A 24783-nucleotide genomic window follows, 5' to 3' on the forward strand; every position below is an offset into this window, starting at 1 on the left:
ATACGGGTCCCGCTGCGCGGGACTTCCCTCGTTCCGTCTTTGCTCCAGGGGCACGCGCTGACGGGCCACCCATGGCCCGGCAGCGCTCTCGCGACATCCATGTCGCTCAACCCCTTCTACAACGACTCCACTCAGCCTCCTGAAGGGGCGATTCCGCCGCCCCACCCTCGAGGGCAAGCCACATACATCAATGTGGGCGTCACATCCTGGGTAGCACTTACCGGCTTCTCTGCGTTGGAATCAGCCCAGTCTTCGGCGGTGGTGTTCTGAAACTGGCAGCTGTCCAATTATTTTTACTGAGTCTCGTTCGCTAAAACGTCATGTGTGAAAGGCCCGGCGCTTCGCCTGGGCAGTTCACTCGAATCGAGACATCGCCATGACCGCATCCCAGCCGCAACTGTCCCATCCCCTGCGCTCCCAGCGCCTGAACCAGGTCACCCACGAGCCCCACAGCCGCCTGGACGCGCTGGTGAAGAGCCACGACCCGTTCGGCAAGCGTGAGCACTTCGCCCGCTTCGTCGCGGCGCAGTACCTGTTCCAGATGGACCTGGCCGGGCTGTACGCCGACGCCAGCCTGGGCCAGCTGTTCGAGGACCTGCCGGCCCGTGCCCGTCACGAGCAAGCCAAGGCCGACCTGGCGGACCTGGGCCACCCGCTGCCGGCGGTCGAGGGCGAGGCGCCCACCGTGGGGCTGAGCCTGGGCGCGGCCCTGGGCTGGCTGTTCGTCTCCGAGGGTTCCAAGCTCGGCGCGGCGTTCCTCTACAAGCGTGCCGAGGGCCTGGGCCTCTCCGACACCTTCGGCGCCCGCCACCTGGGCGAGCCGGCCGGCGGCCGCGCCCAGGGCTGGAAGTCCTTCGTCGCCACCCTCGACGGCCTGGCCCTGGACGCCGAGCAGGAGCGCCTGGCCGAGGCCGCCGCCATCGCGGCGTTCAACCGCTTCACCGACCACCTGGAACGCTGCTTTGCCTGATACCCCCGCCCCCACACCTGGCCGCCTGCGCTGGCTGTGGATGGCCCTGGCCTACCTGGCCATCGGCCTGGCGCTGCTGGGCGTGGTGCTGCCGGGGCTGCCCACCACCGAGTTCGTGCTGCTGGCGGCCTGGGCCGCCTCCCGCGGCTCGCCGCGCCTCAGCGCCTGGCTGGAGAACCACCGCCTGCTGGGCCCGCCGCTGCGCAACTGGCGCCGTGGCGGGGTGATCACCCGCCGCACCAAGCTGGCGGCCAGCGTCAGCATGAGCCTGGGGCTGACGCTGATGGCCTGCACCGTGTCGCACACGCCGTCGGTGATCATGGCCGGAGTGGGGATGGCGTTCGGGGCCGCGTGGATCTGGTCGCGGCCGGAGCGGGTGGTCGCATCGCAGTGATGCCAACTGCTTGAGGTATTCGAGCCCAGCTCGTTATCGCGTGTGCTGATGCGTTCTGTTTCGCCTTCCCAGGCGAGTCACTTTTCTCAATCGTCGGAATGCCGCCCACAGAAAAGTAACCAAAAGGGCTCGCCCCTGCATCCGGGTCCCGCTTCGCGGGACTCCCCTCGCTCCGTCGCTGCTACGGGGGCCGGCGCGATGGGCCATCCCTGGCCTGGCGCGCCTCTCGCGGCATCCATGCCGCTCGTCCCCCTGCGCAACGACTGCTCTCGGCCTCCTGAAGGGGCAGTGTCCCCGCCTCCCCTTGGTCGCCTGACACGACGTCAGCGTGCGCTTCGGATCTGCACCACTCTGCCCTCCAAGAGGAGTGCCGGGAGCGCGTGGCTGCAGGGTTCTCAGGGGGTGGCAACCGAGGAACGGCGGCACAGCCACAAAAAAGCCCGCTCGATGAGCGGGCTTCTTCATGACCGGGAAGCGATCAGAACGCCGGTACCACGGCGCCCTTGTACTTCTCCTCGATGAACTTCTTCACCTCGGGGCTGTGCAGGGCCTTGGCCAGCTTCTGCATGTCGGCGCTGTCCTTGTTGTCCGCACGGGACACCAGGATGTTCACGTAGGGCGAGTCGCTGCCTTCGATGGCCAGGGCGTCCTTGGTGGGGTTCAGCTTGGCTTCCAGGGCGTAGTTGGTGTTGATCAGGGCCAGGTCGACCTGGGTCAGCACGCGCGGCAGGGTGGCCGCTTCCAGTTCACGCACCTTGATGCCCTTGGGGTTCTCGGCGATGTCCTTGGGGGTGGCGGTGATGCCGGCCTCGGGCTTGAGGGTGATCACGCCGGCCTTGGCCAGCAGCAGCAGGGCGCGGCCGCCGTTGGTGGCGTCGTTGGGGATGACCACCGAGGCGCCCTGGGGCAGTTCGTCGAGCTTCTTGATCTTGCTGGAGTAGGCGCCGAAGGGCTCGATGTGCACGCCGGCGACGCTCACCAGCTGGGTGCCCTTGGACTTGTTGAACTCATCCAGGTACGGCTGGTGCTGGAAGAAGTTGGCGTCCAGGCGCTTCTCGGCCACCTGCACGTTGGGCTGCACGTAGTCGGTGAAGACCTTGATCTTCAGGTCCACGCCTTCCTTGGCCAGCTGGGGCTTGATGAATTCGAGGATCTCCGCGTGGGGCACCGGGGTGGCGGCCACGGTCAGGGTGTCGGCCTGGGCGGAGAGGGCGGCGAAGGCGGCAGCGGCCACCAGCAGTTTTTTCATGGAACGCTCCTTATGGGAATGCGAGGGCCGGGTCGGGTGGACGCCGGCCATCCTTTCATTTGCGGGAGAAATGCACCACCAGCTTGTCGCCGACGGTCTGCAGTATCTGCACGAGCACCAGCAGCAGGACCACGGTGACCACCATCACGTCGGTCTGGAAGCGCTGGTAGCCGAAGCGGATGGCCAGGTCGCCGAGGCCGCCCGCGCCCACCACGCCGGCCATGGCGGTGTAGGACACCAGGGTGATGGCGGTGACGGTGATGGCGGCGATGATGCCCGGCCGGGCTTCCGGCAGCAGGGCGTTGACCACGATCTGCCGGGTGGTGGCGCCCATGGCCTGGGTGGCTTCGATGATGCCGCGGTCCACTTCGCGCAGGGCGGTTTCCACCAGGCGGGCGAAGAACGGCGTGGCGCCCACCACCAGCGGCGGGATGGCGCCGGCGACACCCAGGGAGGTGCCGGTGATGAGGACGGTGAAGGGGATCATCACGATCAGCAGGATGATGAACGGCAGCGAGCGCAGCACGTTCACCACCAGCGACAGCAGGCTGTAGACGGCGCGGTTCTCGAACAGCTGGCGCGGGCTGGTGAGGAACAGCAGCACGCCCAGCGGCAGGCCCAGCAGGACGGTGAACAGCAGCGAGCCGCCCAGCATCATGAGGGTGTCGAGGCTGGCCAGCCAGATTTCGTACCAGTCGATGTTGGCGATGAGTTCGTTCATCAGCGCAGGACCTCCAGGTGAACGTCCGCTTCACGGAAGCAGGCCAGCGCGGCCTCGATGTCGCCGCCGGTGAGGGCCAGGGTCAGCTGGCCGTAGGGGGTGTCCTTGATGCGGTCGATGCGCCCGGCCAGGATGCTGAAGTCCACCCCGGTCTGGCGGGCGACGGTGCCCAGCAGCGGGGCGTAGGTGGCTTCGCCCTGGAAGGTCAGGCGCAGGATGCGGCCCTGGACGTGGGCGAAGTCCTCGCGCTGCTCGCCTTCGTCCACCTGCTCGTCCTCCTGGACGAAGCGCTGGGTGGTGGGGTGCTGCGGGTGCAGGAAGACGTCGGCCACCGGGCCCTGCTCGACGATGACGCCGGCGTCCATCACCGCGACGCGGTCGCACACGCGGCGGATCACGTCCATCTCGTGGGTGATGAGGACGATGGTCAGGTTCAGCTCGCGGTTGATCTCCGCCAGCAGCTGCAGGACCTGGCCGGTGGTCTGCGGGTCGAGGGCGCTGGTGGCCTCGTCGCAGAGCAGGATCTTCGGCCGGGTGGCGAGGGCGCGGGCGATGCCGACGCGCTGCTTCTGCCCGCCGGAAAGCTGGGCGGGGTACTTGCGGGCGTGGGCGGCGAGGCCGACCCGGGCCAGCAGTTCCTCGACGCGCTGCTCGATCTCGGCGCGGGACAGCTCGCCGGCCAGCTTCAGCGGCAGGGCGACGTTGTCGGCGACGGTCTTGGAGGACAGCAGGTTGAAGTGCTGGAAGATCATGCCGACGCGCTGGCGGAAGCGCCGCAGGCCTTCGGCGTCGAGGGCGGTGATGTCTTCGCCGTCAATGACGATGCGCCCGCCGCTGGGCTCCTCCAGCCGGTTGATCAGCCGCAGCAGGGTGCTCTTGCCAGCACCGGAATGGCCGATCAGGCCGAACACTTCGCCTTGGGCCACGCTCAGGTCGGTCGGTCGCAGCGCGGGGATGTCGCGGCCTTCGACTCGATACGCCTTGTGGACGTCATGGAATTCGATCACGTAGGGAAACCTTGTGGGGCTCTCGGGGGCCCGATGGGGCCTAAAAAGCCGCGTAGTCTACCGCTTCGCGGGGGGTGGCCGAAAATCTTTGTCGGCCTAGGGGTATAGCCACTTGGAATAACGCGGGGGCGAAAGCGGGGTTTTGCGGCCCGGCCCGCGAGGGGGCCGGGCGCGGGGATCAGCGTGCGGGGTTCAGTTGCAGGCGCGGGGTCTGGCTGGGGTCGATGCTGTGGGCCAGGCGCAGTTTGTAGGCGGGGTCGAGCTTCTTCACCCGGGCCTGGAGCAGGGCCACCACCCAGGGGTACTGCTTGGCTTCGCGCACATGCAGGCGCACGTCGCAGTCGAAGGCGACCACGTCGGCGGCCACTGCGTCGAGCAGGCTGCGCAGGCGCTCGTTGTCGTCGTTGTCCAGCATCGGCAGGGCCACGTCGTTGGCGACGCGGCGCACCGGGCGTGCGGGGGCGGCGGGCTTCTCCTCCACCGGCTGGGCCTGGGGCGCCGGGGTGGCGGCCTGGCGCTGGGCGGCGAGCTGCTGCTGGCGCGCCTGCTCGGCACGGGCGGCGGCTTCACGGGCGGCGGCCAGTTGGGCGGCACGCTCGCTTTCGCTGGCTCGGGCGTGGGCGATGGCGCCGTCCAGGCCGGTGGTCAGCGCCGGGGCCTGGGGCATCAGGCTGCGGGCGTGGCTGAGGGCGGTGGTGGCGCTGTTGAGGTCACCCTGCTGCAGGGCGGCCTGGCCCTCCTTCAGCCAGGCTTCGGAGAGCTGGCGCTGGTACTGCTCGAGGCGGGTGTCGCCGGCGGCGCTGGTCTGCAAGGCCTTGAGCTGGGTCTCGGCCTCGGCGAGCTGGCCGTTGGCCAGGGTCAGGTCGAGCTGGCGGAAACGGGTGACCAGTTCATCGGCGGGGATGACGGTGTCCTGGGGTTTGCTCTGGCACGCGGCTAACAGCAGGGAAATCGCGATAACGGGAAGGTATCGGGTTGCGAACGGCTTCATTCCTGCGATTCTCGGTTTGTTCAAAAAACGCGCAATTCTACACGGCGCGACCGGGCAGGACAAAAGTGTAGGCGCGGGCCTGCCCTCAGCGTGCTATCAGACCCGTTGCCTGGCCTGGCGTTCGCCGGCCGTCGGGAAAATCAGCCGAGGCGGGTCCGACCTTTCCGGCCGACCGGGCCGGCGGCCTGCTAGGCTCGGCCCTGCCCGACAAAACGACAATAAGAGGAAGGCCCCATGGACCTCGAACCCCTCCCCTACGACTACCTGATCGTCGGCGCCGGCCCGGCCGGCTGCCTGCTGGCCAACCGGCTGTCGGCCGACCCGGCCTGTCGCGTGCTGCTGCTGGAAGCCGGCGGGCGCGACAACCACCCGTGGATCCACATTCCCGTGGGCTACCTGTTCTGCATCGGCAACCCGCGCACCGACTGGTGCCTGCGCACCGAGGCCGAGCCGGGGCTGAACGGCCGTTCCCTGGGCTACCCGCGCGGGCGGGTGCTGGGGGGCAGCTCGTCGATCAACGGGATGATCTACATGCGCGGCCAGGCGGCGGACTACGACCACTGGGAGGCGCTGGGCAACCCCGGCTGGGGCTGGGGCGAGGTGCTGCCGCTGTTCAAGCACTGCGAGGACCACTTCGGTGGCGCGTCGGCGCACCACGGCGCCGGGGGCGAGTGGCGGGTGGAGCGGCAGCGCTTGTCCTGGGCGCTGCTGGAGGCCTTCCGTGCCGCCGCCGGAGAGACCGGCATCGCCCCGGTGGATGACTTCAACACCGGTGACAACGAGGGCTGTGGCTACTTCCAGGTGAACCAGCGCGGCGGCGTGCGCTGGAACGCCTCCAAGGCCTACCTGCGGCCGGTGCTGGGCCGGCCGAACCTGCGGGTGCTGACCGATGTGGAGGTGGAGCGGGTGGTGCTCGAAGAGGGCCGCGCCTGCGGCGTGGTGGCGCGCTGGCGGGGCGACCTGTGCAGCTTCGCCGCGCGGGAGGTGGTCCTCGCGGCGGGAGCCATCGGTTCGCCGACGCTGCTGCAGCGCTCGGGGATCGGCCCGCGCCCGCTGCTGGAGCGCCTCGGCATCGGCGTGCGGCACGAGCTGCCGGGGGTGGGCGGCAACCTGCAGGACCACCTGCAGCTGCGGCTGATCTACAAGGTCAGCGGCGTGCCGACCCTCAACCAGATGGCCGGCAGCCTGTGGGGCAAGGCCGGCATGGGCCTGCGCTACCTGCTCAGCCGCAGCGGCCCGCTGGCCATGGCGCCGAGCCAGCTGGGCGCCTTCGCCCGCTCCGGCCCGGAGCAGGAACGGGCGAACCTGGAGTACCACGTACAGCCGCTGTCCCTGGAGCGCTTCGGCGAGCCGCTGCACCCCTTCCCTGCCTTCACCGCCTCGGTGTGCAACCTGCGTCCGGCCAGCCGGGGCCGGGTGGACATCCGCGCTGCCGAGGCGAAGGCGTCACCGCTGATCCAGCCGAACTACCTGAGCGAAGAGGAAGACCTGCGGGTGGCCGCCGACGCCATCCGCCTGACCCGGCGCATCGCCGCCGCGCCGGCACTGGCGCCGTACCGGCCGGAGGAGTACCTGCCGGGCCCGGCGTTGCAGAGCGAGGCGGAGCTGCGCCAGGCGGCGGGCGACATCGGCACCACCATCTTCCACCCGGTGGGCACCTGCCGCATGGGCGCGGACCGCGAGGCGGTGGTGGACGCGCGCCTGCGGGTGCACGGGGTGCCGGGGCTGCGGGTGGTGGATGCGTCGATCATGCCGACCATCGTGTCGGGCAACACCTGCTCGCCGACGCTGATGATCGCCGAGAAGGCGGCGCGGATGATCTTGGAGGATCGCCGCTCAAGCGTCCGCCAGCCCGCGCGCAGCGAGCCGGCGACGGTCGGCTAGGTGCGGCGCGGGGCGGCGAAGCTGAGCAGGAACAGCGCTGCCGCCGAGACCACGATGGACGGGCCGGCGGGGGTGTCCTTGAACCAGGACAGCGCCAGGCCGGCGCACACCGCCACCAGGCCCAGCAGGCTGGCGCCGACGGCCATCTGCTCGGGGGTGCGGGCGTGGCGCTGGGCAGCGGCGGCGGGAATGATCAGCAGCGAGGTGATCAGCAGCACGCCGACGATCTTCATGGCCACGGCGATCACCACGGCGATCAGCAGCATCAGCGCCAGGCGGATGGCGGTGACCGGCAGCCCCTCCACCCGCGCCAGCTCCTCGTGCACGGTGATGGCCAGCAGCGGCCGCCACAGCGGCACCAGCAGGCCCAGCACCAGGGCGCTGCCGCCGAGGATCCAGGCGAGGTCCGTGGGGCTCACCGCCAGCAGGTCGCCGAACAGGTAGCCTATCAGGTCCACCCGCACTTCGCTCATGAAACTCAGGGCCACCAGGCCGAGGGACAGGGTGCTGTGGGCGAGGATGCCCAGCAGGGTGTCCGAGGCCAGCGGCTGGCGCTGCTGGAGGGTCACCAGCAGCACGGCCAGCAGCACGCAGCCGACGGTCACCGCCAGGGTCGGGCTGATGTCGAGCATCAGGCCCAGGGCGACGCCCAGCAGGGCGGCGTGGGACAGGGTGTCGCCGAAGTAGGCCATGCGCCGCCACACCACGAAGGAGCCGAGCGGGCCTGCCACCAGGGCCAGCGCAAGGCCGGCGAGCAGGGCGTTGACGAGGAAATCAGCCATGGTTGCAGTCGGGGCCGTGCGTGTGAACGGGGGTGAAGCGGGTGCCGGTGGGGAAGCCGGGGCGCTCGATCACTTCGCCGTGGAGGTCGTGTTCGTGGTCGTGGTGATGGTGGTAGACGGCCAGGCTCTGTGCGTCCTTGCCGAACAGCTCGACGAAGGCCGGGTCGAAGCTGACCTGCTCGGGGTGGCCGGAGCAGCACACGTGGCGGTTCAGGCACACCACCTGGTCGGTGGTGCTCATCACCAGGTGCAGGTCGTGGGAGACCATCAACACGCCGCAGCCGAGGCGATCACGCAGCTGGGTGATGAGGCGGTACAGCTCGGCCTGGCCGGCGACGTCGACGCCCTGCACGGGTTCGTCCAGCACCAGCAGCTCGGGCTCACGCAGCAGGGCGCGGGCCAGCAGCACGCGCTGCAACTCGCCGCCGGAAACGGTCTGCAGCGGGCTGTCGATCACCTGGGGGGCGCCCACTTCACTGAGGGCGGCGAGCGCCGCGGCGCGGTCGACCCCCGGCACCAGCCGCAGGAAGCGCAGCACGGTAAGCGGCAGGGTGGCATCCACCTGGAGCTTCTGCGGCATGTAGCCGATGCGCAGGCGCGGCTTGCGCCAGACGCTGCCGCGCTGGGGCTGCAGCAGGCCGAGCACGGTGCGCACCAGGGTGGTCTTGCCGGCGCCGTTGGGGCCGATCAGGGTGACGATCTCGCCGGGGCGCAGGGTCAGCCCCACGTCCTGCAGCACCGCCTGGCCGGCGAAGGTGACGCCGACGCCCTCCAGGCGGATCAGCGCGTCCTGGCTCATGCCTTGCCCCGGCAGGTGGCGCACAGGCCGACCACTTCCACGGTCTGCCCTTCCACGGCGAAGCCGACGGCCTGGGCGCTGGTGATGATGGCCTCGCTGATAGCCGGCTGCTCCAGCTCGATGGCGGTCTGGCACTGGCGGCAGATCAGGAACTGGCCCTGGTGGGCTTCGCCGGGGTGGTTGCAGCCGACGAAGGCGTTGAGCGAGGCGATGCGGTGCACCAGGCCGTTCTCCAAGAGGAACTCCAGGGCGCGGTACACCGTGGGCGGTGCGGCGCGGCGGCCGTCTTCCTCGGTCAGCACGCCGAGGATGTCGTAGGCGCCCAGGGGCTTGTGGCTGGCCCAGACCAGCTCCAGCACGCGCTTGCGCAGGGCGGTCAGGCGCAGGCCGTCGCGGGCGCAGAGGGCTTCGGCCTCGGCCAGCGCATCCCGCACGCAGTGGGAGTGGTCGTGGGGGCGGCAGGCCAGGGGGGCTTGGGTCTTGATCGGCTTGAGCATGGCGGCGACGTTGAGTCAAAGAGACGTTATTCTATTACGCCTTTGTGTCGGAGTCCTCCCCGTGTCGCGTCTCGTCCTGCTCGCCCTCCTTGCCTGCCTGGCGCTGCCGGCTGGCGCCGACGTCCGTGTGCTGACCAGCATCAAGCCGCTGCAGCTGATCGCCGCTGCCGTTCAGGACGGCGTGGGCGAGCCCGAGGTGCTGCTGCCGCCGGGGGCCTCGCCGCACCAGTACGCGCTGCGACCGTCCGACGTACGGCGGGTGCGCGAGGTGCCGCTGCTGTATTGGGTCGGCCCGGACCTGGAAGGCTTCCTGCCCAAGGTGATCGCCGGGCGCAGCGCGCCGGCCGTGGCGGTGCAGGACCTGCCGGGCATGCAGCTGCGTCATTTCGAGGCCCTCGGCCACGACGAGCATGAGCACGAGGACGCCCACGAGCACGACCATGACCACCGCCCCGGCTCCCTGGACGCGCACCTCTGGCTGCTGCCGGCCAACGCCCGGGTGATCGCTGCCCGCATGGCGGCGGACCTGTCGGCGGCGGACCCGGCCAACGCGGCGCGCTACCAGGCCAACCTGAAGGCCTTCGGCGAGCGTCTGGACCAGCTCGACGTTCGCCTCAAGGCCCGCATGGCGGCCGTCAGCGGCAAGCCGTTCTTCGTCTTCCACGAGGCCTTCGACTACTTCGAGAGCGCCTACGGCCTGCGTCACGCCGGGGTGTTCAGCGTGGCGGCCGAGGTACAGCCGGGTGCCCGCCACGTGGCGGCGATGCGCGAGCGCCTGCGGGCGGCCGGCCCCAGCTGCGTGTTCAGCGAGCCGCCGGTGCGCCCGCGCCTGGCCGAGACCCTGACCCAGGGCCTGCCGGTGCGCCTGGCCGAGCTGGACGCACTGGGCATGCAGGTGCCGGTGGCTGCAGGCGGTTACGAGCGCCTGCTGGACGACCTGGCCCAGGGCCTGGCGGGGTGCCTGGAGGCGCTTTGAGGCGCCCCGGGCCACTTATCCACAGCGCGTAGCCTGCGCGCGCCCACAAGCCACACCATCGGTCGAGTCGCGACGACTTTTCGTTGGTCGACGGTCTAACTTCCTCTCGGGACATCCCCGCCCCGGCGACAGGAGGCTCCGACCCCCATGACCCGCACCGGCTCCCCCGCGAAGACCCGCCTGCCGCTGCCCTTGCAGGCGGCCTCCGAAGACATCTGGGACAGCAAGTACCGCCTGCGTCGGCGCGACGGTACGCCGCTGGACGACACCCCGGACCACAGCCTGCAACGGGTGGCCCGGGCCCTGGCCGAGGTGGAGCCGAAGGACGTCGAGCACTGGTACGAGCGCTTCCTCTGGGCCCTGCGCCAGGGTGCGCTGCCGGCCGGGCGCATCCTCTCCAACGCCGGTGCCCAGGCCCACAAGCCGGCCACCTCGACCATCAACTGCACCGTCTCGGGGGTGATCCATGACGCCATGGACGACATCCTCGGCAAGGTCCACGAAGCCGGCATGACCCTCAAGGCCGGCTGTGGCATCGGCTATGAGTTCAGCACCCTGCGCCCCCGGGGCGCCTTCGTTTCCGGTGCCGGGGCGCACACCAGCGGGCCGCTGTCGTTCATGGACGTGTACGACCGCATGTGCTTCACCGTCAGCTCCGCCGGGGGCCGGCGTGGGGCGCAGATGGCCACCTTCGACATCGCCCACCCGGACGTGCGCGAGTTCATCCGCGCCAAGCGCGAGGACGGCCGCCTGCGCCAGTTCAACCTCAGCCTGCTGGTGACCGATGCCTTCATGCAGGCCGTGGAGCAGGACGCCGAGTGGCCGCTGGTGTTTCCCCTGCATGCCCGCGAGCTGGACGAGGTGGACCTGGACGACCCGGCCCAGGTGCTCTGGCGCGACTGGCCGATCCACGCGGGCTACCAGGTGCGGGAGGACGGCCGGGTGGCCTGCCGCATCTACGGCCGGCTCAAGGCGCGGCACCTGTGGGACATGGTGATGGCCTCCACCTACGACTACGCCGAGCCGGGCTTCATCCTCATCGACCGGGTCAACGCGCTGAACAACAACTGGTGGTGCGAGGCGATCCGTGCCACCAACCCCTGCGGCGAGCAGCCGCTGCCGCCCTACGGTTCCTGCCTGCTGGGCTCGATCGACCTGACCCGCTTCGTCGACGACCCGTTCACCGACCAGGCGCGGTTCGACTGGGAGCGCTTCCGCGAGGTGGTGAAGGTCTTCACCCGCCTGCTGGACAACGTGGTGGAGATCAACGGCCTGCCCCTGGCGCAGCAGCGCGAGGAGATCACCGGCAAGCGCCGCCATGGCATGGGCTTCCTCGGGTTGGGGTCGGCGCTCGCCCTGCTCGGCCTGCGCTACGGCAGCCCGGAATCCTGCGTGTTCACCGAGGAAGTGGCCCGGGAGATGGCCCTGGTGGGCTGGCAGGCGGCCCTCGACCTGGCGAAGGAGAAAGGCCCGGCACCGCTGCTGGCGCAGCGCTTCACGGTGACCGAGGCGATGCTCCGGCAGCGCCCGGAGATGGCCACCGACGGCTACAAGGTGGGCGACTCGGTGCCCGGCAGCGTGCTGCACGCGCGTTACTCGCGCTACATGCAGCGCATCGCCGAGCACGCGCCGGAGCTGGTGGCGCAACTGGCCGAGGTGGGTGCGCGCTTCACCCACCACAGCTCCATCGCCCCCACCGGCACCATCAGCCTGAGCCTGGGCAACAACGCCTCCAACGGCATCGAGCCGAGCTTCGCCCACGTCTATTCGCGCAACCTGATCCGCCCCGGGCGCAAGACCAAGCAGAAGGTCGAGGTGGTCAGCTACGAGCTGCTGGCCTACCGCGCCCTGGTGGACCCGCAGGCGGCGCCCGGGGCCGAGTCGGCGGGCCATGGCCTGCCGGAGTGGTTCGTCACCGCCGAGGACATCACCCCCGCCCAGCATGTGGACATCCAGGCGGCGGCGCAGAAGTGGGTCGACTCCTCCATCTCCAAGACCGCCAACGTGCCCACCGACTACCCCTTCGAGGCCTTCAAGGACATCTACCTCTACGCCTGGCGCCAGGGCCTGAAGGGCTGCACCACTTTCCGCTTCAACCCGGCGGCCTTCCAGGGCGTGCTGGTGAAGGACGCGGACCTGGAGAAGACCCGCTACCGCTTCGAACTGGAGGACGGCAGCGTGGTGGAGCTGAAGGGCAACGAGGAGGTGGAGTACGACGGCGAGGTGCACACGGCGGCGAACCTGTACGAGGCCCTCAAGGAGGGCTACTACGGGCGTTACTGAGCGGAGGCGGCGATGAGCGTGAAGATCAACCAGCGGATCAAGGGTTTCCAGGTGGTGGACGTGGAGGCCGAGCGCGCCCGCCGCGCCGCCGAGGAAGCGGCCGCCGTGGTGCAGATGGACGAGACCCTGCAGCGCCCGGAAACCCTGGTGGGGGCGACCTACAAGATCAAGTCGCCGCTGTCGGAGCACGCGCTGTACGTGACCATCAACGACATCGTCCTCAACCCCGGCACGCCCCACGAGCAGCGCCGGCCCTTCGAGATCTTCATCAACTCCAAGGGCATGGAGCACTTCCAGTGGATCGTCGCCCTCACCCGCATCATGTCGGCGGTGTTCCGCAAGGGCGGCGACTGCACCTTCCTGGTGGAGGAGCTGAGCGCGGTGTTCGACCCCCGTGGTGGCTACCTCAAGCGCGGCGGGCTGTACATGCCCTCCCTGGTGGCCGAGATCGGCGCCGTGCTGGAACGCCACCTGGTGGCCATCGGCCTGATGCAGGGCCCCCAGCCCGACCCGGAGCAGCAGCGCTTCCTCGCCGAAAAGCGCGCCGCCTACGAAGCCAGCCTCGGCACCACCACCGCCGAACCCGGCGAAGGCTTCCCCCCCGGCGCCCAGCTCTGCGGCAAGTGCAACACCCAGGCCGTCGTCCGCATGGACGGCTGCGCCACCTGCCTCAACTGCGGACACTCGAAATGTGGGTGAGCCCGTTCAAAACGCATGCGTTTTGAAGGGCGAACGACCGGCCATGGATGGCCGGGCCGGGGTTGAGCTTGGGCAGCGGAGTACCGACAGGGATGTCTGCGCCTCAGTGGATCTTCACGCCAGACGAGCATGCTTCGCCCCGGCGAACGACCGGCCATGGATGGCCGGGCCGGGGCTGAGCTTGGGCAGCGGAGCAGCGACAGGGATGTCTGTGCCTGAGCGGATCTTCACGCCAGACGAGCATGCGTTTTGAAGGGCGAACGACCGGCCATGGATGGCCGGGCCGGGGCTGAGCTTGGGCAGCGGAGCAGCGACAGGGATGTCTGTGCCTGAGCGGATCTTCACGCCAGACGAGCATGCGTGTCCCGGCGAGCACCACCAAAATCGTTATGCATGACCGTCGACACCCCGCCATCCCTGGGCTGAAGCCCAGGTACGGTTTGCGGTGTGCCCGAGCTTGGGCAGAGGGATGCGTACGACAGACCGGCAATCGCGTGGGCTGAAGCCCTCCTTACGGTCCATCCCGACATGCTCGACAGACCCGGTGCTTAATCCACTCGGACCCGGCACCATGGCCGCTTCGTCATTCCACGGAAAGGAGTCACCTGCATGATCCGTTTCACCCTTTCGGACGTGGCGCAGGGAGCGCGCTATCCACGCCTGCCGGCCGACGCCGTCATGCGTGCGCTGCTCAATCGGCCGGTGGAAGCGCTGGACTGCATGACCGCCGAACTGCTGGAGGAAGACAACTGCAACGCCTTCGCCAAGGCCGCATGCCGTGCCTTCTATGGTCACCACCCGCTGGTCATCCGCCCGGACGATATCTGGTTCTGCATCGCCCAGGGCTTCGCGAACCATATGGCCCTGCATGGCGAGCAGTTGCGCCCTGACCTGGTGAGCCACCAGGGCAAGAAGACGCTGAGGGTGCTCTGCCCGGACTATCCCTTTGCCGACAAGAGCCGCTGGGTCGAGCTGTTCGGTGACTTCTCCCGGCAGATCGCCGGGGAGATCCCGCAGTTCTCCGGCTTCATAGTCACGGCCTTCTCCACCACCGGGCCCGTCGAGCAGGCGGCCTTCTCGCTGTGCTGGATGGATGCCTTCAGCGGCTACTTCGACTACGAGATGCTGGCCGGTTGCGGCATCCCCGAGATCGAACTGCAGGGCACCGAGGACGACTGGCGCCTGATCATCGAGCGCTTCACCGCCCTGGAGGGCTACGGCCTGGGCCATTGGGTGGCGAGTCTGAAGCCGGTGCTGGAGGTGATCGCCCGCACCGCGGCCGGCGAGGTGGACCGTGCATTCTGGGAGTCCTTCTTCCGCTATCGCAGCGGCTCGGGCCCGTCGGAGCTGACGGGCTGGATCCTGACGCTCTTCCCCTACATCGTCGACACGGCCACCGACGCGCTGCGGCCGAACCCCTACCTGGGGGATTGGCAGGTGCGTTTCGAGCGGGCGGGCGTGGCGGCGCTGAGTGGTGACTGGCTGATGGCGGACCAGGCCCAGGGGCCGGACATGCAGGCCATCCCCAAGAGCCTGGTGAGCGCGGCGCTGCTGATCAATGAGTTCACCATCGGCAAGAAGCGCAATGCACGGTTGGTGGGCGGGCTATTCGGCGTGGCCCAGCGCGACGAGGACGGCGCGCTGTACCCCGCCTTCGGCTGGGCGGTGGTGGAAGAGCCGGCCGCCTAGAGCGCAAAGGGCAGCGGCAGCTCCACCACCTGGCGATGGGCCAGGCGGCGCTGGAATTCGGCGGGGTCGTGGATCAGCACGTCCTGGCCGGCGAAGGCCTCGGCGGCGATCAGGCGCGACAGCCAGAAGCGCACGCAGGCGACGCGCAGCAGTGTCGGCCAGAGTTCGGCCTCGGCGGCGGTGAAGGGGCGCAGGGCAACGTAGGCGCCGAGCAGGGCGCGGGCGCGGGCCTCGTCGAGCTGGCCGTCGTCGTCGGAGCACCAGTCGTTGAGGGTGATGGCCAGGTCGTAGAGCATCGGGCCGGAGCAGGCGTTGTAGAAGTCGATCACCCCGGCCAGGTGCGGGCCGTCGAACAGGGCGTTGTCGCGGAACAGGTCGGCGTGCAGGTTGGCTCGTGGCAGGGCCTGGATGCGGGGCTTGAGGCGTTCGATCTCGGCCAGGGCCTGCTCCAGCAGCGGGCGGGCCTGGGCGCCGAGGCGCTCGGCCTGGTGCGGGCCTTCGCTGAGCATCCAGTCGAGCCCACGGTCGCTCTTGCGTTCGATGGGCTGGTCGCGGGTGGCCAGGTGGATGCGCGCCAGCAGCGTGCCGACTTCGCCGCAGTGGTGTGGGTTGGGTTCGCGCAGGTGGCGCCCGGCGAGGCGCGGCTGCAGCAGCGCGGGCTTGCCGGCGAGGCTGCGCAGGGCCTCGCCGTCTTCGCTGCGCAGGGCGTAGGGCACCGGCAGGCCGGCGGTGTGGAGCACGTCCAGCAGTTCGATGAAGAACGGCAGGTCGGCCACCGGACCTCGTTCCACCAGGGTCAGGACGTATTCACCCCGCTCCAGGCTGACGAAGAAGTTGCTGTTCTCCGAACCTTCGGCGATGCCCTTGAAGTCCCGGAGCCGGCCCAGCCCGTAGGGGGCGAGGAAGGTTTCGAGTTCGGGGCGCTGCAGCGGGGTGAAAACGGACATTCGACTACCTTGTTACGGCCACCGTGGCGGCCTTACCAGCTGAAGATCTCCCACTGCGGGATCAGCATGTCGGGGTTGTCCGACCGGATGAAGTTGCTGTCGCCGTCAGCGCGGACCAGGAAATAGGGTTTGCCACCCTTGGGGGTGACCTTGATCGCATAGAGGAAACCGTTCACACGGTATTCCTGGATGGTCTTGTCGCCGTCCTGGCGGATGGTGACGTCGGGTTCCGGCGAGGGGGCCTCGTCGTCGGCGAAGACACTCACCGGCAGGAGGGCCAGCAGACCGGCGAGCAACAGGCGGTTGAAAGCGCGCATGGTGGTAACCTTGTCCCTTATCGTCAATGACCGGGCCATTCTACTGCGGGTCCGGTGAATAAAGGTTGAATTCACGCATGAGCCAAGCCCCTCTCGTCCTCGTCGACGGTTCCTCCTACCTGTACCGCGCCTTCCATGCCCTGCCGCCGCTGATGACTTCGGCGGGCCTGCCCACCGGTGCGGTCAAGGGTGTGCTGAACATGCTCAAGAGCCTGCGCAAGCAGTACCCGGACAGCCCGTTCGCGGTGGTCTTCGATGCCAAGGGCGGGACCTTCCGCGATGCGATGTTCGCCGAGTACAAGGCCAACCGGCCGTCCATGCCGGACGAGCTGCGGGTGCAGGTGGAGCCGCTGCACGCAACGGTGCGGGCCCTGGGCCTGCCGCTGCTGTGCGTCGAGGGCGTGGAGGCCGATGACGTGATCGGCACCCTGGCCCGGCAGAGCGCGGCGGGCGGGCGCCAGGTGGTGATCTCCACCGGCGACAAGGACATGGCGCAGTTGGTCGATCCGCACATTACGCTGGTCAACACCATGACCGGTAGCACGCTGGACATCGATGGCGTGAAAGAGAAATTCGGCGTCGGTCCTGAGCTGATCATCGATTACCTGGCCCTGATGGGCGACAAGGTCGACAACATCCCCGGCGTGCCCGGCGTGGGCGAAAAGACCGCCCTGGGCCTGCTCACCGGCGTGGGCGGCGGGCTCGATGTGCTCTACGCCAGCCTGGACAAGGTGCCCGAGCTGCCGATCCGCGGTGCCAAGGGGCTGCCGGCCAAGCTGCTGGAGCACAAGGACATGGCCTACCTGTCCTACCAGCTCGCCACCATCAAGTGCGACGTGGAGCTGAACGTCGAGATCGATGCCCTGCACCCCGGCGAGCCGGACCGCGAGGCCCTGGCCGAGCTGTACCGCACCCTGGAGTTCAAGAGCTGGCTGGATGACCTGCAGCGCCAGGCCAAGTCGGACGGCGAACAACTGGCCCTGCTGGATGCCCCCGCGGAGCCGGCCGTCGAGACGCGCTATGAAACCGTGCTGGAGCAGGCGCAGTTCGACGCCTGGCTGAAGAAGCTGGAGGCGGCGCCGCTGATCGCCTTCGACACCGAGACCACCAGCCTCGACGCCCAGCAGGCGCAGGTGGTGGGGGTGTCCTTCGCCGTGGAAGCCGGCGAGGCCGCCTACGTGCCCCTGGCCCACAGCTACATGGGCGTGCCCGCGCAGCTGGACCGCGACGCGGTGCTGCAGGCCCTGAAGCCGCTGCTGGAAGATCCGGCCAAGGCCAAGGTCGGCCAGCACGCCAAGTACGACATGAACGTCCTGGCCAACGCCTCGACCCCCATCACTGTCCAGGGCATCGCCTTCGACACCATGCTCGAGTCCTATGTGCTGGACTCCACGGCCACCCGCCACGACATGGACAGCCTGGCCCTGAAATACCTGGGCCACAGCACCATCCGCTTCGAGGACATCGCCGGCAAGGGCGCCAAGCAGCTGACCTTCGACCAGATCGCCCTGGAGCAGGCCGGCCCCTACGCCGCCGAGGACGCCGACGTGACCCTGCGCCTGCACCAGGCGCTGTGGCAGAAGCTGGAGGCTGTCCCGTCCCTGGTCACGGTGCTGAAGGACATCGAGATGCCGCTGGTGCCGGTGCTGGCGCGCATCGAACGCAACGGTGCGCTGGTGGACGGCAAGCTGCTGGGCCAGCAGAGCCTGGAGCTGGGCGAGAAGATGGTGGCCCTGGAGCGCCAGGCCTACGAGCTGGCCGGGCAGGAGTTCAATCTGGGTTCGCCCAAGCAGCTCGGCGCCATCCTCTACGAGAAGCTCGGCCTGCCGGTGCTGGCCAAGACCGCCACCGGCCAGCCCTCCACCGCCGAGAACGTGCTGGCGGACCTGGCCGAGCAGGACTTCGAGCTGCCCAAGGTGATCATGCAGTACCGCTCCCTGAGCAAGCTCAAGAGCACCTACACCGACAAGCTGCCGGAGCAGATCAACCCGCGCACCGGGCGCATCCACACCTCCTATCACCAGGCGGTGGCGGCCACCGGGCGCCTGTCCTCCAGTGATCCGAACCTGCAGAACATCCCGATCCGCACGGCCGAAGGGCGGCGCATCCGCCAGGCCTTCGTCGCACCCAAGGGCTACAAGCTGCTGGCGGCGGACTATTCGCAGATCGAGCTGCGCATCATGGCCCACCTGGCCAAGGACGAAGGCCTGCTGGACGCCTTCCGTCATGACCGCGACGTGCACCGGGCGACGGCGGCGGAAGTCTTCGGCGTCGAGCTGGACCAGGTCAGCAATGACCAGCGCCGCAGCGCCAAGGCCATCAACTTCGGCCTCATCTACGGCATGAGTGCCTTCGGCCTGGCCAAGCAGATCGGCGTCGACCGCAAGCAGTCCCAGGCGTACATCGACCGCTACTTCGCCCGCTACCCCGGCGTGCTCGCCTACATGGAGCGCACCCGCGAGCAGGCGGCTGCCCAGGGCTTCGTCGAGACGCTGTTCGGGCGCCGGCTGTACCTGCCGGAAATCCACTCGAAGAACCAGGCCATGCGCAAGGGCGCCGAGCGCACCGCGATCAACGCGCCGATGCAGGGCACGGCGGCGGACATCATGAAGCGCGCCATGGTGGCGGTGGATGCCTGGCTGCAGGAGAGCGGCCTGGATGCGCGGGTCATCCTCCAGGTGCACGACGAACTGGTGCTGGAGGTGCGCGAGGACCTGGTGGACACCGTGCGCGACGCCATCCGTCCGCTTATGAGCGATGCCGCCGAGCTGGATGTGCCGCTGGTGGTGGAAGTCGGGGTGGGCGACAACTGGGACGAGGCGCACTGAGTGCGCCCATCGGCTTAGCGCTGTTTCGCATAAGGGGCAGCGCTGACCGGACGAATAATTTCTGACGCAGCGGTGAACTTTTGTGAAGCACGCCCGGTCAGAGACTGGGAATGGCTGGTGAAGCCTTCGATGCTCCTTTTGCTGTGTTTAGTGTTGGCAGATATCTGAACCCCGCCCTAGCGGTTCAGACTTGAACCCCGGAACTTCCCCCTCCCCATACGAAGTCCGGGGTTTTTTTTGCCTGCGATTCAGGCGTCGGATGCGTCGCCGCCTTCTTCGAATTCCTCGCCCAGCTGCAGCCAGCGGGCTAGCACGGCCTGGGCCTCTTCCACGCCCTGGCGCTTGGGTGCGGAGAACAGCTGGATGCTGACGTCATCGCCCCAGCCCTTGCGGATTTCCTGGCGCACCTTCAGCAGCGCGTTCTTCGCGGCGCCATAGGCCAGCTTGTCGGCCTTGGTCAGGAGGATGTGCAGCGGCATGTGGCCGGCGCTGGACCAGTCCAGCATCAGGCGGTCGAAGTCGGTGAGCGGGTGGCGGATGTCCATCATCAGCACCAGGCCGACCAGGCTCTCGCGGCTGCTCAGGTAGGCCTCCAGGTGGTGCTGCCAGTGCTGCTTGAGAGGGATCGGCACCTTGGCGTAGCCGTAGCCGGGCAGGTCCACCAGGCGGCGGTCCTCGTCCAGGGAGAAGAAGTTGAGCAGCTGGGTGCGGCCCGGGGTCTTCGAGGTACGCGCCAGGTTGGCGTGGGTCAGGGTGTTCAGCGCGCTGGACTTGCCGGCGTTGGAGCGGCCGGCGAAGGCGACCTCCAGGCCCTGGTCGGGCGGGCACTGGTCCACCTTGGCGGCACTGATGAGGAAGCGGGCCTGCTGGCACAGGCCGATGATCGGATTCTTGAATGACATGAAGGAGTCCACAGGGTGCGACCTGGTGTCGCAGAGGGCGGTTTCGTTTCCGTTTGGGCAGCGCCAGTATATAATGCCGCAGATTTAGTGTGCGCTTTATCCCCCAGGGTACAAGGGCCACGGGAACGACCAGGGCACTGCAGAAAGCCCGGCGAAGCCCCTCTGATGAGGTTGATCATGAAGAAGATGGTATTCGTCGCAAGCCTTGCGGCGCTGGCCTTTGGCGCTCAGGCTGCTCAGGATCCGGAAGCCGTTTTCAACCGGACCTGCGGGGCCTGCCACAATGGTCAACTGCCTATGGCGCCCAAGAAGGGCGACAAGGCGGCCTGGGAGCCGCGACTGGCCAAGGGCACTGATGCTCTGGTTCAGAGCGTCACCAATGGTTTGAACGCCATGCCTCCCCGAGGCTTGTGCATGGACTGCAGTGCCGAAGACTACAAAGCGGTCATCCAGTGGATGAGCCAATAACGAAGGTAGTCGGGCGCTAGATTCTTTCACCCTTAGCCGTAATTGGATTAGCTGATGAACAAAGTACTCGTGAGTCTGCTGTTGACCCTGGGCATCACCGGTCTGGCCCACGCCGCAGGCGACGCCAAGGCCGGCCAGGCCAAAACCGCCGTATGCGGCGCTTGCCACGGTCCGGACGGCAACAGCCTTGCCCCGAACTTCCCGAAACTCGCCGGCCAGGGCGAGCGCTACCTGCTCAAGCAGCTGCATGACATCAAGGACGGCAAGCGCCAGGTGCTGGAAATGACCGGCCTGCTGACCAACCTCAGCGACCAGGACCTGCAAGACATCGCCGCCTACTTCTCCAGCCAGTCCGGCAGCGTCGGCGCCGCCGATCCCAAGCTGGTGGCCCGTGGTGAAGCCCTGTTCCGTGGCGGCAAGCTGGAAGAAGGCATGCCCGCCTGCACCGGCTGCCACTCCCCGAACGGCGCCGGCAACGCCGCTGCCGGCTTCCCGCACCTGGGTGGCCAGCATGCCCAGTACGTGGCCAAGCAGCTGACCGATTTCCGCGAAGGCAACCGCACCAACGACGGCGACAACATGATCATGCGCGCCATCGCCGCCAAGCTGAGCAACAAGGACATCGAAGCCGTTTCCAGCTATATCCAGGGTCTGCACTAAGCTTTCCCGAGCGGTAGTAAACGGTAAATGAAAGGGTGGCTATGGCCACCCTTTTTCATTGGCAGCCTCGCTACAATGCGGAACCCGCCCAGCGGCCCCCGGTCGAAGCTGGGCCCGTCGCAGAACCCCACGATCCGTCTAGGAGCCAAGCATGCGTAACCTGATCCTTTCCGCCGTACTCGCCAGCGCGAGCCTGTTCGGCATGACCGCCGCCCACGCCGAAGACATCCAGGCGGGCAAGCAGTATGTCGAGCTGAGCAGTCCGGTGCCGGTCTCCAAGCCCGGCAAGATCGAGGTGGTGGAGCTGTTCTGGTACGGCTGCCCGCACTGCTACCAATTCGAACCGACCGTCAACGCCTGGTCCGAGAAGCTCCCGGAAGACGTCAACTTCGTGCGCGTTCCCGCCATGTTCGGCGGCCTGTGGAACGTCCACGGCCAGCTGTTCATCACCCTCGAGAGCATGGGTGTGGAGCACAGCGTGCACAAAGCCGTGTTCGACGCCATCCACAAGGAAGGCAACAAGCTCGCCACCAAGGAAGCCATGGCTGATTTCCTCGCCGCCCACGGTGTCGACAAGGAGGCCTTCCTCAAGGCCTTCGACTCCTTCGGCGTGAAGAGCCAGATGGAGAAAGCCAAGAAGCTGGCCGTCGCCTACCAGATCTCCGGCGTACCGACCCTCATCGTCAACGGCAAGTACCGCTTCGACATCGGCTCCTCCGGTGGCCTGGAGCAGACCACCGCCGTCGCCGACTACCTGATCGCCAAGGAGCGTGCCGCGAAGTAAGCGGCACCGGGGGCAGGCCCATGCTGCGCCGCTGGAGCAACGATCGCACCGCTGGCCTGCGCACCGCGCAGGTCAACCCTCATTGCGACGCCAGCGGCTTGCCCGAAGACGGCCGGCTGCGCCTGCTCAGCTTCAACATCCAGGTCGGCATCAACACCGGCCACTACCGCCACTACCTCACCCGCGGCTGGCAGCACCTCCTGCCCCATGCCGGGCGTGCCGGCAACCTCCAGCGCATCGGCGCTCTCCTGGGTGACTTCGACCTCGTCGCCCTGCAGGAAGTGGACGGTGGCAGCCTGCGCTCCGGCTACGTCAACCAGGTCGAACACCTGGCCCAGCTCGGTGCCTTCCCCTACTGGTACCAGCAGCTCAACCGCAACCTCGGGCGCCTGGCGCAGCACAGCAACGGCCTGCTCAGCCGCCTGCAGCCCACCCAGCTGGAAGACCACCCCCTGCCCGGCCCGCCCGGTCGCGGCGCCATCCTCATGCGCTTCGGCGAGGGCGACGACGCCCTGGTGGTGGTCATGATGCACCTCGCCCTCGGTACCAAGGCCCGCACCCGCCAGCTGGCCTACATCCGCGAACTGATCGGCAACTACCGCCACCAGGTGCTCATGGGCGACATGAACACCCACGCCACCGACCTGCTGCACCACTCGCCCCTGCGTGACCTCGGGCTGCTGGCACCGCAGGTCGAGGCCACCTTCCCGAGCTGGCGCCCCCAGCGCTGCCTCGACCACATCCTGCTCAGCCCCAGCCTCACCCTGGAGCGCGTGCAGGTGCTCAGCCAACCCATCTCCGACCACCTGCCGGTGGCCGTGGACATCCGTCTGCCCGCCTCCCTGCGCGGCGACGCACTCCCGGCCAGGCTCGACCCTTCCGGATCCGCACCATGAGCGACGACGGCCAGCGCTGGAAAGCCAAGTACCTGGAAAGCCTGGAAGAGCAGGAAAAGCTCGAACGCCTCTGGGAGGCGCGCCTCGACCTGCTGCGCCGGGGCCTGGTGCGCAGCTCCCTGGCCGCCGAAGGCACCGACAAGGCGGTGGACGCCTGCATGCAGGAGCTGCGGGAGATCATCCGTGGCGACAAGATCGACGCCGGCCTGTCCGCCCTCATCCCCCGGCTGGAAAAGGCCGTGCTCGACTCCGAGCAGCGCCGCCAGCAACGCATCCAGCAGAACGTCGGCGCCCTGGGTGGCCTGGCCAACCAGCTGCTCAAGCTCGACGTGCCACGGGATGTGCGCAAATCCCTCAAGCAGTTCGCCAAGCGCCTCGACGAGCGCGCCGGCAGCTCCCGTGAGATGCCTGCCCTACTCAGCGAACTGAGCGAGCTGCAGAACCGTGCCCTCGAAGTGCTGACCGGCGACGCCCCACCGCCGCGTCCCGGCCTGCTGCAGCGCCTGTTCGGCAACGGCGAGGGCGGGGCCGACGAGGCCCAGCCCGCCGCGCCGGATGCCCCCGTAGCCAACGCCCCGGCCGCGCCTGCGCCGGCGCCCGTCCAGGCCCCGGACGACGATGAGGACGACGCGCTGGACAGCCCCGCTGCCGCGCCCCAGCCTGCTGCACCTGCACCTGCACCTGCACCTGCACCTGCACCTGCACCTGCACCTGCACCTGCACCTGCAACCAGCACCGCAGCCCCGCCGAGCGCTCCCGAGCCGGCGGCAGACGCCGTCGCCCCCAGCACCCCAGGGCCGGATGCCCCGCCCGCTGCCGCCCCGGCCGCCCTCGCGCCCAGCCCGGCCACGCCCGAGGCAACGTCCGCCGTCCGGCCCGTAGCCGCTGCGGATGAACCCCGCCCGGGCCTGGACAGCCTGCCCATGCCCCACAGCCTGATCACCGGCGAAGGGGACCCGGCCTACGAACTGCCGCCCGCCCCCGAGCCCGGCTACAGCGCGGTCGCCCCCCACGTCGCCGCCAGCCTGCGCAGCCTGCTGGACGAGCTGGAGCTGCCCGAACGCCACAAGCCCCAGGCCGAAGACCTGCGGCGGCGTCTGGAAGGCAACCTCAACTGGTACGAGCTGGTCCCCGTGCTGGATGACCTCGCCGTGCTGGTGCTGGCCATCACCGACAACGGCCACCGCGAATTCGCCGGCTACCTGCAGCAGCTCAACGAGCGCCTGGCGGCCTTCGTCGCCACCCTCACCAGCGCCCACCAGGGCTACAACGACGAACTGCAGAACGCCCGCCAGCTCGACGACCAACTGCGCGAGCAGGTCAGCGGCCTGCAGAACAGCGTGCAGGAGGCCACCGACCTGGATGACCTCAAGCGCGCAGTCGAACAGCGCCTCGAAGGCCTGCTCAGCACCATGAACAGCTTCCAGCGCGAGCGCGAAGTGCGCGAGGCCGAGGTCAGCGGGCGCCTGCAGAGCCTCATCGAGCGCGTGTCCACCATGGAGCAGGAAGCCAACACCTTCCGCGACCACCTCGAAGAGCAGCGCCAGAAAGCCCTGCGCGACACCCTCACCGGCCTGCCCAACCGCGCCGCCTGGAGCGAACGCCTGGAGCTGGAGGTGGCCCGCTGGAAGCGTTACGGGGGCGAGCTGCTGCTGGGCGTGCTGGACATCGACCACTTCAAGCGGATCAACGACAACTACGGCCACCTGGCCGGCGACAAGGTGCTCAAGCTGATCGCCGGCGAGATCGCCAAGCGCCTGCGCAAGACCGACTTCATCGCCCGCTTCGGTGGCGAGGAGTTCGTCCTGCTGATCCCCGCCACCCAGCTCGACGGCGGCCGCCAGCTGCTGGACAACCTGCGTGCCGGCATCGAGCAGTGCCCGTTCCACTTCAAGGGCGAGCCGGTGACCATCACCCTCTCGGGCGGGCTGGTGTCCTTCGCGCAGGGGGAAAGCGACGCGGCTGCCTTCGAGCGTGCCGACCAGGCCCTCTACCGGGCCAAGCGCGGCGGCCGCAACCGCATCGAACTGGGTTGAGCGC

At 68.6% G+C, this 24783-nt stretch carries 23 protein-coding genes; 13 read left to right on the forward strand and 10 right to left on the reverse strand.

Annotation, left to right across the window (positions count from 1 at the left end):
* Nucleotides 1-376: 376 nt before the first annotated feature.
* Together BM198_RS11045 and BM198_RS11050 are read left to right on the forward strand one after the other, a co-directional pair.
* Nucleotides 377-970: a biliverdin-producing heme oxygenase gene (locus BM198_RS11045; protein ID WP_074969939.1), complete on the forward strand. Its 594-nt coding sequence runs from the start codon at nucleotides 377-379 to the stop codon at nucleotides 968-970.
* A gap of 40 nt (nucleotides 971-1010) precedes the next feature.
* Nucleotides 1011-1364: a YbaN family protein gene (locus BM198_RS11050; RefSeq protein ID WP_074970008.1), complete on the forward strand. Its 354-nt coding sequence runs from the start codon at nucleotides 1011-1013 to the stop codon at nucleotides 1362-1364.
* 478 nt (nucleotides 1365-1842) lie between these two features.
* Here the strand turns inward: BM198_RS11050 and BM198_RS11055 are convergent, their stop codons facing one another.
* From BM198_RS11055 to BM198_RS11070, 4 genes are all read right to left on the reverse strand, one after another.
* A complete protein-coding gene (locus tag BM198_RS11055; protein WP_074969941.1) occupies nucleotides 1843-2613 on the reverse strand; it encodes a MetQ/NlpA family ABC transporter substrate-binding protein in 771 nt (256 codons plus the stop codon).
* A 55-nt stretch (nucleotides 2614-2668) separates the two neighbouring features.
* Complete coding sequence (locus BM198_RS11060; protein WP_044403853.1) at nucleotides 2669-3334, reverse strand: methionine ABC transporter permease; 666 nt, start codon at nucleotides 3332-3334, stop codon at nucleotides 2669-2671.
* On the reverse strand, nucleotides 3334-4341 hold the full coding sequence (locus BM198_RS11065) for a methionine ABC transporter ATP-binding protein (RefSeq protein WP_044403850.1): 1008 nt from the start codon (nucleotides 4339-4341) through the stop codon (nucleotides 3334-3336). The genes BM198_RS11060 and BM198_RS11065 overlap by 1 nt, the downstream gene beginning before the upstream one ends.
* A 178-nt stretch (nucleotides 4342-4519) precedes the next feature.
* Nucleotides 4520-5332: a hypothetical protein gene (locus BM198_RS11070; protein WP_074969943.1), complete on the reverse strand. Its 813-nt coding sequence runs from the start codon at nucleotides 5330-5332 to the stop codon at nucleotides 4520-4522.
* A 234-nt stretch (nucleotides 5333-5566) separates the two neighbouring features.
* Here BM198_RS11070 and BM198_RS11075 point away from each other — a divergent pair, with 234 nt between their 5' ends.
* Nucleotides 5567-7216, forward strand: coding sequence for a GMC family oxidoreductase (locus BM198_RS11075; protein ID WP_074969945.1), 1650 nt, complete (start codon nucleotides 5567-5569; stop codon nucleotides 7214-7216).
* On the opposite strand, the gene znuB is transcribed toward BM198_RS11075, so the two are convergent.
* From znuB to BM198_RS11090, 3 genes are read right to left on the reverse strand one after another with little or no spacing between them, the layout of a single operon-like run.
* Nucleotides 7213-7998: a zinc ABC transporter permease subunit ZnuB gene (znuB, locus tag BM198_RS11080; protein ID WP_074969947.1), complete on the reverse strand. Its 786-nt coding sequence runs from the start codon at nucleotides 7996-7998 to the stop codon at nucleotides 7213-7215. The two genes, BM198_RS11075 and znuB, sit on opposite strands and share 4 nt — an antisense overlap.
* Nucleotides 7991-8797, reverse strand: coding sequence for a zinc ABC transporter ATP-binding protein ZnuC (gene znuC / locus BM198_RS11085; RefSeq protein ID WP_074970010.1), 807 nt, complete (start codon nucleotides 8795-8797; stop codon nucleotides 7991-7993). The genes znuB and znuC overlap by 8 nt, the downstream gene beginning before the upstream one ends.
* The gene (locus BM198_RS11090; protein ID WP_074969949.1) at nucleotides 8794-9294 is read right to left on the reverse strand and encodes a Fur family transcriptional regulator; all 501 of its coding nucleotides are present in this window, start codon (nucleotides 9292-9294) and stop codon (nucleotides 8794-8796) included. The genes znuC and BM198_RS11090 overlap by 4 nt, the downstream gene beginning before the upstream one ends.
* Between BM198_RS11090 and BM198_RS11095 the strand changes: the two genes are divergently transcribed.
* The 4 genes from BM198_RS11095 to BM198_RS11110 all read left to right on the forward strand — a co-directional run bounded on the left by BM198_RS11095 (nucleotide 9293) and on the right by BM198_RS11110 (nucleotide 14941).
* Complete coding sequence (locus tag BM198_RS11095) at nucleotides 9293-10270, forward strand: zinc ABC transporter substrate-binding protein (protein WP_083422369.1); 978 nt, start codon at nucleotides 9293-9295, stop codon at nucleotides 10268-10270. The two genes, BM198_RS11090 and BM198_RS11095, sit on opposite strands and share 2 nt — an antisense overlap.
* 147 nt (nucleotides 10271-10417) lie before the next feature.
* Nucleotides 10418-12553: an adenosylcobalamin-dependent ribonucleoside-diphosphate reductase gene (locus BM198_RS11100; protein WP_074969953.1), complete on the forward strand. Its 2136-nt coding sequence runs from the start codon at nucleotides 10418-10420 to the stop codon at nucleotides 12551-12553.
* Between the two features lie 12 nt (nucleotides 12554-12565).
* Nucleotides 12566-13252, forward strand: a complete 687-nt coding sequence (locus BM198_RS11105; protein WP_044403830.1) for a TSCPD domain-containing protein — start codon at nucleotides 12566-12568, stop codon at nucleotides 13250-13252.
* A gap of 609 nt (nucleotides 13253-13861) precedes the next feature.
* The gene (locus tag BM198_RS11110) at nucleotides 13862-14941 is read left to right on the forward strand and encodes a DUF4419 domain-containing protein (RefSeq protein ID WP_074969955.1); all 1080 of its coding nucleotides are present in this window, start codon (nucleotides 13862-13864) and stop codon (nucleotides 14939-14941) included.
* Here the strand turns inward: BM198_RS11110 and BM198_RS11115 are convergent.
* On the reverse strand, nucleotides 14938-15888 hold the full coding sequence (locus BM198_RS11115) for a homoserine kinase (protein ID WP_074969957.1): 951 nt from the start codon (nucleotides 15886-15888) through the stop codon (nucleotides 14938-14940). The genes BM198_RS11110 and BM198_RS11115 overlap by 4 nt on opposite strands.
* 32 nt (nucleotides 15889-15920) lie before the next feature.
* Nucleotides 15921-16205: a DUF2782 domain-containing protein gene (locus BM198_RS11120; protein WP_044403825.1), complete on the reverse strand. Its 285-nt coding sequence runs from the start codon at nucleotides 16203-16205 to the stop codon at nucleotides 15921-15923.
* Nucleotides 16206-16282: 77 nt separating this feature from the next.
* Between BM198_RS11120 and polA the strand changes: the two genes are divergently transcribed.
* Nucleotides 16283-19033 carry a DNA polymerase I gene (polA, locus tag BM198_RS11125; RefSeq protein ID WP_074969959.1) on the forward strand — a complete coding sequence of 917 codons (2751 nt, stop codon included), beginning with the start codon at nucleotides 16283-16285 and terminating at the stop codon, nucleotides 19031-19033.
* A 248-nt stretch (nucleotides 19034-19281) separates the two neighbouring features.
* Here the strand turns inward: polA and yihA are convergent, their stop codons facing one another.
* Nucleotides 19282-19935 carry a ribosome biogenesis GTP-binding protein YihA/YsxC gene (gene yihA / locus BM198_RS11130; RefSeq protein WP_074969961.1) on the reverse strand — a complete coding sequence of 218 codons (654 nt, stop codon included), beginning with the start codon at nucleotides 19933-19935 and terminating at the stop codon, nucleotides 19282-19284.
* Between the two features lie 177 nt (nucleotides 19936-20112).
* On the opposite strand from yihA, the gene BM198_RS11135 reads away from it, so the two are divergent.
* The 5 genes from BM198_RS11135 (at nucleotide 20113) to BM198_RS11155 (ending at nucleotide 24779) form a co-directional block, all read left to right on the forward strand.
* On the forward strand, nucleotides 20113-20403 hold the full coding sequence (locus BM198_RS11135) for a c-type cytochrome (protein ID WP_044403820.1): 291 nt from the start codon (nucleotides 20113-20115) through the stop codon (nucleotides 20401-20403).
* A 54-nt stretch (nucleotides 20404-20457) separates the two neighbouring features.
* Nucleotides 20458-21063: a c-type cytochrome gene (locus BM198_RS11140; protein ID WP_044403817.1), complete on the forward strand. Its 606-nt coding sequence runs from the start codon at nucleotides 20458-20460 to the stop codon at nucleotides 21061-21063.
* 151 nt (nucleotides 21064-21214) lie between these two features.
* Nucleotides 21215-21847 (forward strand): thiol:disulfide interchange protein DsbA/DsbL, encoded by a 633-nt coding sequence (locus tag BM198_RS11145; protein WP_074969963.1) that lies wholly within the window; start codon nucleotides 21215-21217, stop codon nucleotides 21845-21847.
* A 20-nt stretch (nucleotides 21848-21867) separates the two neighbouring features.
* Nucleotides 21868-22743 carry an endonuclease/exonuclease/phosphatase family protein gene (locus tag BM198_RS11150; protein WP_139233606.1) on the forward strand — a complete coding sequence of 292 codons (876 nt, stop codon included), beginning with the start codon at nucleotides 21868-21870 and terminating at the stop codon, nucleotides 22741-22743.
* A complete protein-coding gene (locus BM198_RS11155) occupies nucleotides 22740-24779 on the forward strand; it encodes a GGDEF domain-containing protein (protein ID WP_074969965.1) in 2040 nt (679 codons plus the stop codon). The genes BM198_RS11150 and BM198_RS11155 overlap by 4 nt, the downstream gene beginning before the upstream one ends.
* Nucleotides 24780-24783 lie beyond the last annotated feature (4 nt).

It is taken from the genome of Metapseudomonas otitidis (assembly GCF_900111835.1).
Taxonomy (GTDB): Bacteria; Pseudomonadota; Gammaproteobacteria; order Pseudomonadales; family Pseudomonadaceae; genus Metapseudomonas; species Metapseudomonas otitidis.

Coding starts and splice junctions, on each gene's coding strand:
- yihA (WP_074969961.1), bottom strand. CDS start 19,935: ATGTCATTCAAGAATCCGATCATCGGCCTGTGCCAGCAGGCCCGCTTC.
- BM198_RS11055 (WP_074969941.1), bottom strand. CDS start 2,613: ATGAAAAAACTGCTGGTGGCCGCTGCCGCCTTCGCCGCCCTCTCCGCC.
- BM198_RS11105 (WP_044403830.1), top strand. CDS start 12,566: ATGAGCGTGAAGATCAACCAGCGGATCAAGGGTTTCCAGGTGGTGGAC.
- BM198_RS11045 (WP_074969939.1), top strand. CDS start 377: ATGACCGCATCCCAGCCGCAACTGTCCCATCCCCTGCGCTCCCAGCGC.
- BM198_RS11110 (WP_074969955.1), top strand. CDS start 13,862: ATGATCCGTTTCACCCTTTCGGACGTGGCGCAGGGAGCGCGCTATCCA.
- BM198_RS11150 (WP_139233606.1), top strand. CDS start 21,868: ATGCTGCGCCGCTGGAGCAACGATCGCACCGCTGGCCTGCGCACCGCG.
- BM198_RS11145 (WP_074969963.1), top strand. CDS start 21,215: ATGCGTAACCTGATCCTTTCCGCCGTACTCGCCAGCGCGAGCCTGTTC.
- BM198_RS11155 (WP_074969965.1), top strand. CDS start 22,740: ATGAGCGACGACGGCCAGCGCTGGAAAGCCAAGTACCTGGAAAGCCTG.
- BM198_RS11090 (WP_074969949.1), bottom strand. CDS start 9,294: ATGCTCAAGCCGATCAAGACCCAAGCCCCCCTGGCCTGCCGCCCCCAC.
- BM198_RS11050 (WP_074970008.1), top strand. CDS start 1,011: ATGGCCCTGGCCTACCTGGCCATCGGCCTGGCGCTGCTGGGCGTGGTG.
- znuB (WP_074969947.1), bottom strand. CDS start 7,998: ATGGCTGATTTCCTCGTCAACGCCCTGCTCGCCGGCCTTGCGCTGGCC.
- BM198_RS11135 (WP_044403820.1), top strand. CDS start 20,113: ATGAAGAAGATGGTATTCGTCGCAAGCCTTGCGGCGCTGGCCTTTGGC.
- BM198_RS11075 (WP_074969945.1), top strand. CDS start 5,567: ATGGACCTCGAACCCCTCCCCTACGACTACCTGATCGTCGGCGCCGGC.
- BM198_RS11060 (WP_044403853.1), bottom strand. CDS start 3,334: ATGAACGAACTCATCGCCAACATCGACTGGTACGAAATCTGGCTGGCC.
- BM198_RS11140 (WP_044403817.1), top strand. CDS start 20,458: ATGAACAAAGTACTCGTGAGTCTGCTGTTGACCCTGGGCATCACCGGT.
- BM198_RS11095 (WP_083422369.1), top strand. CDS start 9,293: ATGGCGGCGACGTTGAGTCAAAGAGACGTTATTCTATTACGCCTTTGT.
- BM198_RS11115 (WP_074969957.1), bottom strand. CDS start 15,888: ATGTCCGTTTTCACCCCGCTGCAGCGCCCCGAACTCGAAACCTTCCTC.
- BM198_RS11070 (WP_074969943.1), bottom strand. CDS start 5,332: ATGAAGCCGTTCGCAACCCGATACCTTCCCGTTATCGCGATTTCCCTG.
- polA (WP_074969959.1), top strand. CDS start 16,283: ATGAGCCAAGCCCCTCTCGTCCTCGTCGACGGTTCCTCCTACCTGTAC.
- BM198_RS11120 (WP_044403825.1), bottom strand. CDS start 16,205: ATGCGCGCTTTCAACCGCCTGTTGCTCGCCGGTCTGCTGGCCCTCCTG.
- znuC (WP_074970010.1), bottom strand. CDS start 8,797: ATGAGCCAGGACGCGCTGATCCGCCTGGAGGGCGTCGGCGTCACCTTC.
- BM198_RS11100 (WP_074969953.1), top strand. CDS start 10,418: ATGACCCGCACCGGCTCCCCCGCGAAGACCCGCCTGCCGCTGCCCTTG.